Annotated in this window: 14 protein-coding genes; 13 read left to right on the top strand and 1 reads right to left on the bottom strand. The window is 62.5% G+C overall.

Annotated elements, in window-relative coordinates:
* Nucleotides 1–66 precede the first annotated feature (66 nt).
* Nucleotides 67–1,029 (top strand): EamA family transporter RarD, encoded by a 963-nt coding sequence (rarD, locus tag DOM41_RS12965; protein ID WP_110687279.1) that lies wholly within the window; start codon nt 67–69, stop codon nt 1,027–1,029.
* Nucleotides 1,030–1,088: 59 nt separating this feature from the next.
* Here rarD and fliE read toward each other — a convergent pair whose 3' ends face one another.
* Entirely contained in the window at nt 1,089–1,424 is a 336-nt protein-coding gene (gene fliE / locus DOM41_RS12960; RefSeq protein WP_110687278.1) for a flagellar hook-basal body complex protein FliE, read from the bottom strand.
* A 360-nt stretch (nt 1,425–1,784) separates the two neighbouring features.
* Here fliE and fliF point away from each other — a divergent pair, with 360 nt between their 5' ends.
* The 12 genes from fliF (at nt 1,785) to fliQ (ending at nt 12,713) form a co-directional block, all read left to right on the top strand.
* Nucleotides 1,785–3,494 (top strand): flagellar basal-body MS-ring/collar protein FliF, encoded by a 1,710-nt coding sequence (fliF, locus tag DOM41_RS12955; RefSeq protein ID WP_245391840.1) that lies wholly within the window; start codon nt 1,785–1,787, stop codon nt 3,492–3,494.
* A gap of 8 nt (nt 3,495–3,502) precedes the next feature.
* On the top strand, nt 3,503–4,489 hold the full coding sequence (gene fliG / locus DOM41_RS12950; protein ID WP_110687632.1) for a flagellar motor switch protein FliG: 987 nt from the start codon (nt 3,503–3,505) through the stop codon (nt 4,487–4,489).
* Nucleotides 4,482–5,255: a flagellar assembly protein FliH gene (locus DOM41_RS12945; RefSeq protein WP_110687276.1), complete on the top strand. Its 774-nt coding sequence runs from the start codon at nt 4,482–4,484 to the stop codon at nt 5,253–5,255. The genes fliG and DOM41_RS12945 overlap by 8 nt, the downstream gene beginning before the upstream one ends.
* Nucleotides 5,245–6,669 carry a flagellar protein export ATPase FliI gene (gene fliI, locus DOM41_RS12940; RefSeq protein ID WP_280951228.1) on the top strand — a complete coding sequence of 475 codons (1,425 nt, stop codon included), beginning with the start codon at nt 5,245–5,247 and terminating at the stop codon, nt 6,667–6,669. The genes DOM41_RS12945 and fliI overlap by 11 nt, the downstream gene beginning before the upstream one ends.
* Before the next feature lie 152 nt (nt 6,670–6,821).
* Nucleotides 6,822–7,280, top strand: a complete 459-nt coding sequence (fliJ, locus tag DOM41_RS12935) for a flagellar export protein FliJ (RefSeq protein WP_110687274.1) — start codon at nt 6,822–6,824, stop codon at nt 7,278–7,280.
* Nucleotides 7,281–7,315: 35 nt separating this feature from the next.
* The gene (locus DOM41_RS12930; RefSeq protein ID WP_110687273.1) at nt 7,316–8,818 is read left to right on the top strand and encodes a flagellar hook-length control protein FliK; all 1,503 of its coding nucleotides are present in this window, start codon (nt 7,316–7,318) and stop codon (nt 8,816–8,818) included.
* A gap of 155 nt (nt 8,819–8,973) precedes the next feature.
* Nucleotides 8,974–9,597, top strand: coding sequence for a flagellar basal body-associated protein FliL (gene fliL / locus DOM41_RS12925; protein ID WP_245391839.1), 624 nt, complete (start codon nt 8,974–8,976; stop codon nt 9,595–9,597).
* An 18-nt stretch (nt 9,598–9,615) separates the two neighbouring features.
* Nucleotides 9,616–10,641 carry a flagellar motor switch protein FliM gene (gene fliM, locus DOM41_RS12920; protein ID WP_110687271.1) on the top strand — a complete coding sequence of 342 codons (1,026 nt, stop codon included), beginning with the start codon at nt 9,616–9,618 and terminating at the stop codon, nt 10,639–10,641.
* Complete coding sequence (fliN, locus tag DOM41_RS12915) at nt 10,634–11,170, top strand: flagellar motor switch protein FliN (protein WP_110687270.1); 537 nt, start codon at nt 10,634–10,636, stop codon at nt 11,168–11,170. Before fliM ends, fliN begins: the two co-directional genes overlap by 8 nt.
* Nucleotides 11,167–11,637 (top strand): flagellar biosynthetic protein FliO, encoded by a 471-nt coding sequence (gene fliO / locus DOM41_RS12910; protein WP_223160995.1) that lies wholly within the window; start codon nt 11,167–11,169, stop codon nt 11,635–11,637. Before fliN ends, fliO begins: the two co-directional genes overlap by 4 nt.
* A 14-nt stretch (nt 11,638–11,651) precedes the next feature.
* Nucleotides 11,652–12,395 (top strand): flagellar type III secretion system pore protein FliP, encoded by a 744-nt coding sequence (fliP, locus tag DOM41_RS12905; protein ID WP_110687630.1) that lies wholly within the window; start codon nt 11,652–11,654, stop codon nt 12,393–12,395.
* 48 nt (nt 12,396–12,443) lie between these two features.
* Nucleotides 12,444–12,713 carry a flagellar biosynthesis protein FliQ gene (gene fliQ, locus DOM41_RS12900; protein ID WP_110687269.1) on the top strand — a complete coding sequence of 90 codons (270 nt, stop codon included), beginning with the start codon at nt 12,444–12,446 and terminating at the stop codon, nt 12,711–12,713.
* Nucleotides 12,714–12,751: the final 38 nt, after the last annotated feature.

Here is a 12,751-nt window from a genome sequence, read left to right as displayed (position 1 = left end):
GCACGGCCAGTCACGCTATCGGTCATGATAGATTAGCTCGCCAACCCGAAGCCGGTAGCTACAAGAATGACAGTCCGCTCACGCCCGCTCGACCCACCACGCCCGCCGGAGCCGTCTGAATCGGAGGCGAAATCAGCGCGCGACGGCGTCGGCCTGGGGATTCTCGCCTACAGCCTGTGGGGCTGTTTCCCACTGTTCTTTGCCCTTTTCGATGGCGTGCCGGCTCTGGAGGTACTGGTTCACCGTATTCTATGGTCCTGCGTTTTCCTGATCATGATCGTGACACTACTCGGACGCTGGCAGGCCGTGTTGGCGGGCATCCGTCGCCCGGGTGCGCTGCTGCCCGTCGCGGGCTGCGCGGTCCTGATCGCAGCGAACTGGGGGCTTTTTATCTATGCGGTGGAAACGGCAAGGGTCCTGCAGGCGAGTCTGGGCTACTTCATCACGCCGCTTGTGAACGTGGCGCTGGGAATGGTGGCTTTTCAAGAGCGCTTGGGGCGGTGGCAAGCGATGGCGATACTGTTCGCCGTGGCGGGGATCGTGCTGCAACTGATCTGGCTGGGGCGACTGCCCTGGATCAGCCTGTGTCTGGCCGCAAGCTTCGGTACCTATGGCCTGTTACGCAAGAAGGTCGTGCTGGACGGGCTCTCGGGACTACTCGTCGAGACTGCACTGCTGGCACCCGTGACACTGGGCGCCTTTCTTTGGTTAACGACGACGGGAACTTCCCACTTTACGCAGAGCCTCTCCACCGGGGCCCTGCTCATGGCGAGCGGTATCATCACCACGCTCCCGCTACTGGCCTTCGCGGGGGCCGCTCGGCGGCTACGTCTGGCAACCCTGGGGTTTCTGATGTATCTCAACCCGAGCCTTCAACTCTTCATCGCGCTGGTGGTGTTCGGCGAACCGCTGAATCACGCCCAGCTAGCGACTTTCCTGCTGATCTGGATCGGGCTGGTAATCTACTCGCTGTCGACTTGGCAAACGCATCACCGCACGACGCATGTCGGCCGCTCGACGCAACAATAGCGCGCCCTGAAGAAGCACTATCCAGTGCCCGAGCCGATCAGCCCCGCAATCGCTTGCGGTCAGATCTGCATGCCCATGATCTCCTTGTATGAGGTCACCATCCGGTTGCGCACCTGGACCCCCATGTCGAAGGCGACGCTCGCCTTCTGCATGTCGATCATGACGTCGTTGAGCGCGACATTGGCGTCTCCCGCCTGGAACGACATCGCCTGCTGTTTCGCCGATTGCTGCATCGCGTTGATTTTTCCGAGAGACGCCTTGAGCTCGCCGGCAAAGCCGCCGCCCTGTTCGCCCTGCATCTCGGATGGCGCGGCAGCCGCTCCGGACTGGCCTGCAGCCTGCGTCGAAAGTGCCTGCATTTGCGCAAGCGCGGCTTGAATGGCGGGTGCACTCATATCGGTTCCTGTGGAGAACGGTGAAATGCCAAACGGCATTGGACGAGCGCAGCCTATCAAGGTCGCCCTCAACGCCATTGGTCCAAATGCGCGTTAAAACAGCGGCTTTTCCTACCTTCACGCTGGCAAGCCCGACAGATAATAGCCGCCGTCACATTTATCTCATGCCGCCTTGGGTCCGAAATCCTTTCGGACATACCGCGGACGAGTCGCTGCATCGCAGGAGCGGAAGACCGCCATGTCATCGAGTCACACTCCGTGCATCCGACGAGGTAAGCCATGAGTTCGGCTACCACGTCCAATGACACCGCCAACACCGGATCGTCCCGGGGCGCCTCCGCGTCCTCAGGGCGCGACTGGATGGCCAAGTTCAAAAGCAATCCGCTGATACCGCTGATCATCGGCGGCTCTGCGGCCCTTGCGATCCTCGTCGCGATATTCTTGTGGGCGCGCAGTCCCGATTATCGCGTGCTCTATTCCACGCTGACGGAAGCCGACGGTGGCCGCATCATGAGTCAACTCGACTCCATGGGCGTGCCCTACCAGTTCAGCGATAGCGGCGGTGCCCTCCTGGTGCCGGCAGAGCAAGTACATCCCGTGCGGCTCAAGCTCGCCGAACAGGGCCTACCCCAGGCCAGCGGCGTCGGCTTCGAGCTGATGGACGACCAGGCCTTCGGCATCAGTCAGTTCGCCGAGCAGATCAACTATCAACGGTCACTCGAAGGCGAGCTCGGCAGAACGATCGCTGCGCTTGGTAGCGTCCAGAACGCGCGCGTTCACCTGGCCATGGCCAAAGACTCGGTCTTCGTGCGCGAGAGTCAGCCAGCCAGCGCTTCCGTCGTACTGGACCTGCAGCCCGGCCGTGTGCTCGGCGCCGGCCAGGTGAGCGCGATTGTTCACATGGTCTCCAGCGGCGTCCCGCGGTTGCCTGCCGACGCCGTGACCGTGATCGACCAGAACGGCACGCTGCTGACGCAGTCACAGGGTGCCAACTCCCGACTCGACGGTACCGAGCTCGATTACGTTCGCACCCTCGAAAGTAGCTACGCCAATCGCATCGAGTCGATCCTTGCACCGATTGTTGGCGCGAATAACGTTCAGGCCCAAGTCACCGCTCAGGTCGATTTCGCTCAGCGGGAACGTACCGACGAGCGCTACGGACCCAATCAGGGGCCGAACCAGGCCGCGGTGCGCAGCGAGCAGCTGAGCGCGTCCTACCAGGGCGACGCGGATCTTGCCATGGGCATCCCCGGCGCGCTCAGCAATCAGCCCCCGGGCACCGCGCCCTCCCCAATCAATGCCGAAGGCACCCAGGCCGATACGCAGGATGACGGCGGTGACCAAGGCGCGCAGGACCAGGCCGACGCCCAAGCGGACGCCGGAGATACCGCGGAGAGTGGTAACGCCCAGGGACGCCGCGACAGCACCGTTAATTACGAGGTCGATCGCACCGTCGAGCATGTCAAGCAACAGGTTGGCGGTCTGGAAAGGCTTTCTGCCGCTGTCGTCGTCAACTATCGCAATGGCGTCGACGATGAGGGTAATCCGACAATGGTTGCGCTCGACGACGCCGAGATGGCGCAGATCCGTAACCTGGTTCGTCAGGCCATGGGCTTCTCTCAGGCCCGGGGAGACGATATCGAGGTGGTCAACACCCCGTTTCAGATCGAAAAGAACGATTTCGAACCCACACCCTGGTGGCAAACGCCGGATGCCTGGCGCCTCGCCTCTGGTCTGCTGAAGTACCTGGTGCTCGCACTGGTCGGCCTTTTCCTCTGGTTCAAGGTGATCAAGCCGCTACTGCGTCGCCAGACAGAGCAGCCTGCTCAGCAGCCCGCCATGGCTCCCAACGCGCCTCAGTCCGGCGCCAGTGCCGCCGCCGGCGCTGCGAGCTACCAGGAGATCAACGACACCACGGGGGGTGGCGAGGAAAATGCACTCTCCTCCCGCGAACGCGGCAAGCGGCGCTCGTCGGGCTACGAACAGGATCTCAAGGATGCGCGTGAAATCGCTCAGGAAGATCCCCGCCTTGTCGCCATGGTAGTCAGAAGCTGGATGGAAAAGTCATGACGGTACCAATGAGTGGAGCCCGCCGCGGCGCGATCCTGCTGCTCTCGCTGGATGAGGACAGCGCCGCCGAGATCTTCAAGTACCTCTCGACTCAAGAGGTTCAGGAGATCAGCCAGGAAATGGCCAAGCTCGGCCAGGTCTCCCACGAGGAGATGGCAGCCGTGCTGCGTGAATTCCACGCCGAAACCGAACAGTTCACGGCGATCAACCTCCATACCAGCGACCACATACGGACCGTTCTGACCAAGGCACTGGGAAGTGAGCGCGCGAGCAGCCTGATCGAGGACATCCTCGAGTCCAACAACACCGAGAACGGCATCGACTCGCTCAACCTGATGGATGCGTCCATGGTCGCCGAGCTGATTCGTGACGAACATCCGCAGATCATTGCGACCATCCTGGTCCATCTCGAGCGAGGCCAGGCGGCCAATATTCTTGAGCTGTTTGAAGAAAAGCGCCGCGATGACGTCATGCTCCGTATTGCGACGTTCAGCGGCGTTCAGCCCGCCGCACTTCAGGAGCTGACAGAGGTCCTCACATCGATGCTCGATGGGACCAACCTCAAACGCAGCAAGATGGGCGGCGTGAGAACCGCGGCCGAAATTCTCAACCTGATGAACTCCGCCCAGGAGGAGCAGGTCATCGGTGTCGTGCGTGCCCACAACGAAGACTTGGCGCAGCGCATCATCGACGAGATGTTCCTTTTCGAGAACCTGCTCGACATCGACGACCGGGGTATCCAACTCGTCCTGCGGGAGGTCGAGACCAACTCGCTGGTCATCGCCCTGCGCGGTTCCGACGAGGCGCTCATCGACAAGTTCATGCGCAATATGTCCCAGCGTGCGGCTCAGCTCATGCGCGAGGACATGGAGAACCGCGGTCCGGTACGGCTGTCGCAGGTCGAAAACGAGCAGAAGGCGATTCTTGGGGTCGTGCGTCGCCTGGCCGACTCCGGCGAGATTGCACTAAGCGGCGGGGACGATGGCTATGTCTGAGCACGGGGCGAATTCGCCGAGCAGCCGCCTGCTCTCCGCCGACACTTGGCACCGCTGGCAGATGAACGACCTGGAACGCGAAGATGCCGAGCACCGCGCGACGCGCGGTTCTCGCAACGATCGCGAGCGAGACCAGGCGCGGGAGGCACAGGTCGAGCGCGAGCGCGGAGCTCTCGAAGCCACGCGCGAACAGGCACGGCAGGAAGGCTTCGAAGCGGGTCGTGCCGAAGGTTACGAAGCGGGTCGGCAGGAAGGTTACGAGGCGGGTCTCAAGGAGGCGAACGCGGTCGCCGAGCTCGAGTTTCAAAAGCGCCTCGACCTGTCTCTCACGCCGATAGCCGGTCTGGCAGAGGCTTTCCAGCAGGCGCTCGCCGCGCTGGATGATCAGGTTGGCAACCAGCTCGTCGAGCTGGCCCTGATCACCGGCCGCAAGCTTGCGGGCGAGTCGCTGATGGCCAACCCGGATCATGTACTCTCCGTCGTCCGTGAACTGCTGGATGCTGACACCAGCCTGACGGGACGTCCTCGCCTCTGGCTGCACCCAGAAGATCTGGCGTTGGTCGAATCGACGCTCGGGGATGCGCTGGTCAAGGCGGGCTGGGAGTGCCAGGAGGACGCCTCGCTCGAGCGAGGCGGCTGCCGCGCGACCAGTGCGGCCGGCGGCCTCGATGCCAGCCTATCCACGCAGTGGCAAGCCATACTGGATCAACGCCGCGCACGGCGTAAGTCGCAGGCGACGCCGCCGGAGAGTGACGGTGACGTCTGACGCTCTAGACGCACGGCAACCCGCCGATAGCGATCCCGCCCCGGACTCGCACGCCAGCCGCTGGCGAGAAACGTTGGACAAGGTTTCCCACCGCGTCGAAGCGCTCTCACATTATCGCCATGAGGGGCGCGTCGTCAGGGCGACAGGGCTGGTGCTCGAGGCGGTCGGGCTGCGACTGCCGCTGGGCAGTGCCTGCCTGATTGAACTTTCCGCTCAGAGCGAAGAACGCTACGCCGAGGCCGAAGTCGTAGGTTTTGCGGCGGAAAAGCTCTTTCTGATGCCGCTTGGCGCGACCAGCGGTCTGCTGCCGGGGGCTCGCGTGCTTGCGCTCAGTGGCAACCGCCTGGATGTCGCCAGCGCCCGGCGCTTCCCGCTGGGGGACACCCTGCTGGGCCGCGTTCTCGACGGCAACGGCCGCCCTCTGGACGATCTTGGTCCGCTCGAGCAGAGCCGACATGCGCCGCTGGATACCCCGCCCATCAACCCCCTGGCGCGGGCGCCGATCGATACGGCCGTCGATGTCGGCATCCGCTCGATCAACGCGCTGCTGACCGTAGGCCGTGGCCAGCGTATGGGGCTTTTCGCCGGCTCCGGCGTCGGGAAGAGTGTACTTCTCGGGATGATGGCTCGATTTACCGATGCCGACGTTATCGTCGTTGGACTGATTGGCGAGCGTGGCCGCGAGGTGCAGGACTTCATTCAGAACATACTGGGCAAGGCAGGGCTCGAGCGTGCCGTGGTGGTCGCCGCCCCTGCTGACGTCTCGCCGCTGCAACGCATGCAGGGCGCTGCCTACGCAACGCGCCTCGCCGAGGATTTTCGCGACCAGGGCCGCAACGTGCTGCTGATCATGGACTCTCTGACGCGTTACGCGATGGCGGCTCGCGAGATCGCCCTGGCGATCGGGGAACCCCCCGCAACCAAGGGCTATCCCCCCTCGGTTTTCGCCAAGCTTCCGGCGCTGGTGGAACGCGCCGGCAACGGCAAGCGCGGTGGCGGATCGATCACCGCGTTCTACACCGTACTTGCCGAGGGTGACGATCAGCAGGATCCGATCGCCGACTCGGCGCGGGCAATTCTCGATGGTCACATCGTACTGTCGCGTCATCTCGCAGAGAGCGGCCATTACCCCGCCATCGACATCGAGGCGTCGATCAGTCGCGCCATGCCGGCGGTGGTACCGGGCCAGCGCCTGCGCCAGGCCCAGCAGTTCAAGCAGATGATCTCTCGTTATCAGCGAAATCGGGATTTGATCAACGTCGGCGCCTACGTCAAAGGGCAGGATCCGCAGCTCGACCAGGCAGTGCTGCTCTATCCGAGACTGGAGGCGTTCCTTCAGCAGCGAATGGACGATGTCGCCGACATGCCGCACACGCTCAGTGACCTTGAGCGGCTGGTCCCGGAAGCCAATTGAGCGACTGATGGATCACAATCCACAAATAGCTCGCCGGCTTAGGCCCTATTCGAGGCTTTGTCTTCTGTGCAACGCGTGACAATGCGAAACAGAAAAAGTCGCCGGCGACGGTTTGGCGACGATGATAAGGACCGTCTTCTAAGGAGGTAGTCTTGGCCAACGTTGAGTCGATGGAAATGCTGCGGGATCTCGCCAAACGCCAGAGCGACAAGGCGGTTGAGGATCTCGGTCATCTGCGACGTCAGCATCAAGATGCCGAAGCGCGTCTCACCCAGCTCGAACAGTATCGGGACGAGTATCGTCAGAAACTCCATGACGCGCTATCCGCTGGCGTGTCGTCGAGTCAGTGGCGCGACTATCAGCAGTTCCTGGCCTCGCTCGATCGGGCCATCGAGCAGCAACGGCGCCAGCTCGGCGAGCAGCAGGCCCGCGTTGAGGGCGGCATGCATCGCTGGCAAGGCGAGCAGCGCAAGTTCAACGCCTACGACATGCTGCACACCCGCGGCCTGCACGAACGCAGCCACCGACAGGCGAAGGACGAACAGCGTCAGAGCGACGAGATGGCGGCGCAGCTGCGCCGTCGCCAACAGGACAACGGTCGCGGGTTCTAGAAAAGCCCAAGCGCCCGATTACAACGGGATGGATCATGGAGTTTTCCCAGATTACACAGCTAAAGGCGAGTGCGAGTGATCGCCCCGCGAGTGGTGCCTCCACCCGCTCGGGAAACACCGTCGACGCCAGCCCGTTTGCCGACGCCATGTCTCGCGCCAAGGGGACTCAGTCGTCGACGGGGGAACCGACGACATCACCGATTTCTCAGGATCCGGCGGCCCGCGGTCAGCAGCAGACGTCCGTTAAATCCGGCGACTCCGGCGTCACACAGATGACCAACGGCCCCGCGACTGCCGATTCGCAGACAAAGACGCTGCCCGGGACCCAGGGCGCCGGCGATTTACGCTCGGCGCCGGGCCAGTCGAGGACCAGCACCCTGGCGACACTGGACACGTTGCAGACAGCAACACAGACAGTGAAGGACACGTTGCAGACAACGCCGGAGACGGCTATCGAGGCACTGCTATCGAAAGCCTCCACGTTGACCGACAGCCGCAAGACATCATTGACCCAGGATGATGAATTCGGCGCCGAAGACAGTCCTGACGCCCTGCTTGCCCTGCTCTCGGCGCTCCCGGCTTTTCAGCCACTCTCGAAGGATGGAGCGAACGTCAACACGGGTGCCGGGCCAGGCATGGCTCAGGGGCAAGCGGCAGCGATCACCGGGTCTGGCGCCGGCAACCTGCTGCTGCAGGCGCAGGCCGCACCCAGAGCGACAGTCGCTGACGGCTCCGGTCGATCACTACCGGCCGACGGTCAGCCTTTTACTGACGCCGGCGACGACACGCAAAGCCGTGTCCCCGGGCTATCATTGGCTGGGGCGACGGCGAACGACCCAAAAGCGGCGATTGACCCACTCGCCGCTGGCGTCAGCCAGAATGGCTCGGGGAACGCGGCAACGTCGACACCCTCGAATGCAGCGCTCGCAGCGCTTCATGCCGCGTCCACCACCGACCGACAGCCCCAGGGTGATGGCCGCACGGCCTTCTCACTGGATGCACCGGACGGCAATGGCATGACTATTCCTGGCAATCCCTCGGCGACCGGCACTGGCGCGCCCGGCGTAACGCCAACGGGGACTGCCGCTGCGGGTGCTACCATACCGGTCGCGGTGAACTCGCCGCAGTGGCCTGGCGCTTTCGGTCAACAGGTCCTGCAACTGCATCAGCGCGGCGAAAACCGCATGGAGCTGCACCTCAACCCGCGTGATCTAGGGCCCGTGAGCGTGACGCTGACCGTCAACGATCAGCAAGCGCAGATGCAAGCCGTCTCCGCACACGCCCACGTCCGTGCCGCGGTAGAAGCCGCGATTCCTCAGCTTCGCGAAGCGCTCGCCCAGAGCGGTATCGCCCTGGGCGAAGCCACGGTCGGCGATCAGGGGCAACCTCGCGAGCAGTCCGAGCAGCGTGATGGCGGTGCCAAGTTCGCGGGTGGTGCCGGCGGTAATGTCGGCATTGGTGGGGAAGAGCCGCTCGGCGAGTCACCGACCCGAACTGTCACGCTGAACGATAACGGCAATATCAGCCTCTATGCCTGACCTGCGGGACCAATGATGCGTCGAGCCAGCGCCACTTTCCCGGAGGCGTTAGCTCGACGTGCCATCGCGGGCACGCACGCCGCGTAGCCACGATGACCGATTCGGACGCGTTGGCGTCAATTGTCAAAAGGCGACGACTGCCGGGTTGGTGATGCGTGGACGTCGCTGCAGGACCAACGAAAGGCGAAGTTGACCAACCGTTTAGGGTCTTTTCCATCGATCGTCATCGCGATCTCGCCCCCATAATCCTCTGCAATTTCCAGGGACTCCTCGCTATGGCAGATGCAACGGCCGCACCTAAAGCCGCTTCCGGTAAGAAACGTTCGATGATACTAATCGGCCTGCTGATCGTGCTGCTCTCGATCGCCTGTTCGGTAGCCGCCTTTTTCTATCTCGACTCGCGTAGTAGCGGTCAGTCGGGGGACGCGGAGATCGCGGCCGAAGAGCCGCCGGCCGAACCGCCGGTGCCGATCTTCGTGACGGTCTCGCCGTTTACGGTCAATCTTCAGAGCGACTATAGCGACCGCCTGCTGTACGTTGGTCTCTCGCTTCGTGTGAACGATCAACAGACCGGCGACTTCCTCAATCAGCACATGCCCGAAGTTCGCAGCCGCTTGCTGATGCTGATGTCGGGCAAAAGCGCCGAGGAGCTGATCAGTCCCGAAGGCAAGATCGAACTCAAGCGTGAAATACTGGCACTGTTTGACGAGCCGATCACAACGCCTCAGCCAACGTTGTCCATCGACGACGTGCTGTTTTCCGATTTCATCGTCCAGTAACTGGCGCCCCTACCGACCATGTCTCAAGACGATTTGCTGTCGCAGGAAGAGATCGACGCCCTGCTCAATGGCGTCAGCGGCGACGAGGACGCGGCATCGAGCGGCGGCCAGTCCGGCGGACCGGCCGGCGACGAACGCAAGACGCGCGCATTCGACCCCGCCAATCAGCGCCGGGTCATTCGGGAACGGATGCAGACGCTCGATATCATCAACGAGCGTTTCGCTAGGCTTTTCCGAGTCGCCCTGTTCAACCTGATTCGCCGCAGCGCCGACATCACCGTCGGCGGCGTGCGCTATCAGAGTTATAGCGAATTCGCGCGCAATCTTCCGGTGCCGACGAACCTCAACCTGATCAGCATGAAACCGTTGAAGGGCACCGCGCTGCTGGTATTCCCGCCGAGCCTGGTCTTCATGGTCGTCGACAACCTCTTCGGTGGTGACGGACGATTTCTGACCAAGTCGGACGGCCGTGAGTTCACGGCGACAGAGCAACGAATCATCCAGCGGCTGCTGTCGCTGGCGCTCGAGGGTTACAGCGACGCCTGGAAGTCGGTTTATCCGGTTGAAATCGACTTCATGCGCTCTGAGATGCAAGTGCGCTTCGCCAACATCACCAACTCGCCCAACGAGATCGTGGTGAACAGCACCTTCCACCTGGAAGTGGGCAACCTGGCGAGCGAATTCAACATCTGCATTCCGTTTTCGATGATCGAGCCGATCCGCGACGTGCTCTCCAGCCCGATCGGCGTGCACGACAGCGAAGACACTCAGTGGGAGGCGCGCATGGCCGGCGAGATTCGGCAGACAGAGGTCGAGCTGATCGCCGATTTTGCCGAGATCAAGTCGAGTATCAGTGACGTGCTGTCGCTGAACGTCGGTGACATTCTCCCCATTGAGCTACCGCGCACCATCGACGTTCGCGTCGACGGTGTGCCTGTCATGGCCTGCGAATACGGCACACGTCAGAGCCACCGCGCACTGCGTGTCAAGCATCTCATCGACCATGGTACGTACTCCGCCATGAAGGACTTCGATAATGAGTGACGACAACAAACCCACCTCTCAGTCTGACGATGCCGCGCAGTCGGCCAACCCGGATCCCGACGATCTGTGGGCCGCGGCGATGGCCGAGCAGGGCGTGACAAGCGAACCGGAGCCCGAGCCCGAACCGACGCCAGCTCCAGCGCCAGCACCGGAGCCGGCACGTGCCCCGGCCGCGAAGCCTGAAGCACCGGCCCGGCAGGCGACGCCGGCTGCCGCGGATGCTGGGGTCTTCCCCTCGTTTGACGAGGGAAGCGACTCGGGTCAAACCCGCGACCTGAACATGATCATGGACATTCCGGTAAAGCTCTCGGTTGAACTCGGGCGTACCAGAATCACCATCAAACAGCTCCTGGAGCTGGCTCAGGGTTCCGTGGTCGAGCTCGACGGGCTGGCAGGTGAGCCAATGGATATCCTGATCAACGGTTATCTCATCGCCCAGGGTGAAGTGGTCGTGGTGGAAGATAAATACGGTATCCGCGTTACGGAAATCATCACCCCGTCAGAACGCGTGCAGAAACTCAATCGATGAACGACGACATCCCTTCGACCGGCATTGGCAGCGGCGGTGAGGCCATGAGTCTGATGGCTCTCGGCAAGACCGCGCTCTCACTGGCGGTCGTGGTCGGCATCATCCTGCTCTGCGCTTGGCTCCTCAAGCGCGTGGGCCCCAACCGTCGCGCCGGCAGTCAACACTTACGGGTTGTTGCCAGCACCCCCGTTGGCCAGCGTGAACGCGTGGTCATTGTGGAGGTCGAAGACCGCTGGCTAGTGCTGGGGGTTGGCGGCGGTCAGGTCACAAGACTGGACAGCATGGACCCGCCTGCCATACCACCGGGTGGCGCAAGCGACGATCCCGCGCTTTCAGGCAGCTTTTCACAGCGGCTACGCCAGGCGATGAAGCATAATCTAACGCCCGCTGCCCGACGCTCTCCGGTGGATGACGCCGAACGCCGTCCTACGACGCCCACTTCCCGTCCAGATGAGAAGTCTTCATGAAGTTCGGTTTCCGCATGCTGTTGGGGGCTGTTGCACTCATCATCGGTGGCTTAGCGATCAGCGAACCCGCCCTCGCCCAGGCGCTACCGGGTATCGTCAGCGAGCCGACGGCTGACGGTGGCCAGCAGTGGTCGCTGAGCCTGCAGACGCTGCTTTTCCTGTCGTCTCTGGCCTTTCTCCCGGCAATGCTGCTGATGATGACCTGCTTCACCCGCATCATCATCGTTCTGGGCCTTCTGCGCACCGCGATGAGCACACCCTCGGCTCCCCCCACACAGGTCCTGCTCGGGCTGGCACTATTTCTGACTTTCTTCGTCATGTCGCCGGTGCTCGATCGCATCTACGAAGAAGCCTGGCAGCCCTTCTCGGCGGATGAGATCTCGCTGGAAGTGGCGGTCGAGCGAGGGAGTCAGCCGCTGCGCGAATTTATGATCGCCCAGACGCGAGAAGCGGATCTGGCGATGTTCGCGCGGATTGCCGAGGTTGGCGAGATGCAGGGCCCGGCAGACATTCCGATGCGCATTCTGATCCCCGCCTACGCCACCAGCGAACTGAAGACGGCCTTTCAGATTGGCTTCTCCATTTTCGTCCCGTTCCTGATCATCGATTTGGTGGTCGCGAGCACATTGATGGCACTGGGGATGATGATGGTCCCACCGGCAACGATCTCGCTGCCGTTCAAGCTTATGCTCTTCGTGTTGGTTGACGGTTGGCAGTTGCTGATTGGCTCGCTGACACAGAGTTTCTATATGGGCTGAACCCGCCACGGGTTCGTCGATGCCGCGCCGCGGCCCAGGGAGTGAACCATGTCCCCCGAGACAGTGATGAGTCTTGCCTACCAAGGCATGAAGCTGGTGCTGCTGATGGCCGCGCCTCTGCTGCTGACCGCCCTTCTGATCGGTCTTCTGGTCAGTCTTTTTCAGGCGGCCACACAGATCAACGAGATGACGCTGTCTTTCATCCCCAAGATTCTGGGCGTGTTCGGCATGCTGATTCTGTCCGGTGCCTGGCTGATTCAGCTGATCACCAATTTCACCGTCGAGCTGTTGACGAGCATTCCGCAGTTCGTCGGCTGATGACGCTGGTGAGACAGGCGATGGCGCTCCCTAGACCG

Source organism: Salinicola aestuarinus, assembly GCF_003206645.1.
Lineage (GTDB): Bacteria > Pseudomonadota > Gammaproteobacteria > Pseudomonadales > Halomonadaceae > Salinicola > Salinicola aestuarinus.
Note: the sequence above shows the minus strand (reverse complement) of the source record. Positions and strands in the feature narration are given on the sequence as shown.

What these genes read in the sequence shown, in the direction of transcription:
- fliE (WP_110687278.1), bottom strand. Translation starts at nt 1,424, where the DNA reads ATGAGTGCACCCGCCATTCAAGCCGCGCTTGCGCAAATGCAGGCACTT.
- fliN (WP_110687270.1), top strand. Translation starts at nt 10,634, where the DNA reads ATGAGTGACGACAACAAACCCACCTCTCAGTCTGACGATGCCGCGCAG.
- fliP (WP_110687630.1), top strand. Translation starts at nt 11,652, where the DNA reads ATGCTGTTGGGGGCTGTTGCACTCATCATCGGTGGCTTAGCGATCAGC.
- rarD (WP_110687279.1), top strand. Translation starts at nt 67, where the DNA reads ATGACAGTCCGCTCACGCCCGCTCGACCCACCACGCCCGCCGGAGCCG.
- fliQ (WP_110687269.1), top strand. Translation starts at nt 12,444, where the DNA reads ATGTCCCCCGAGACAGTGATGAGTCTTGCCTACCAAGGCATGAAGCTG.
- DOM41_RS12945 (WP_110687276.1), top strand. Translation starts at nt 4,482, where the DNA reads ATGTCTGAGCACGGGGCGAATTCGCCGAGCAGCCGCCTGCTCTCCGCC.
- fliF (WP_245391840.1), top strand. Translation starts at nt 1,785, where the DNA reads ATGGCCAAGTTCAAAAGCAATCCGCTGATACCGCTGATCATCGGCGGC.
- fliM (WP_110687271.1), top strand. Translation starts at nt 9,616, where the DNA reads ATGTCTCAAGACGATTTGCTGTCGCAGGAAGAGATCGACGCCCTGCTC.
- fliG (WP_110687632.1), top strand. Translation starts at nt 3,503, where the DNA reads ATGAGTGGAGCCCGCCGCGGCGCGATCCTGCTGCTCTCGCTGGATGAG.
- fliO (WP_223160995.1), top strand. Translation starts at nt 11,167, where the DNA reads ATGAACGACGACATCCCTTCGACCGGCATTGGCAGCGGCGGTGAGGCC.
- DOM41_RS12930 (WP_110687273.1), top strand. Translation starts at nt 7,316, where the DNA reads ATGGAGTTTTCCCAGATTACACAGCTAAAGGCGAGTGCGAGTGATCGC.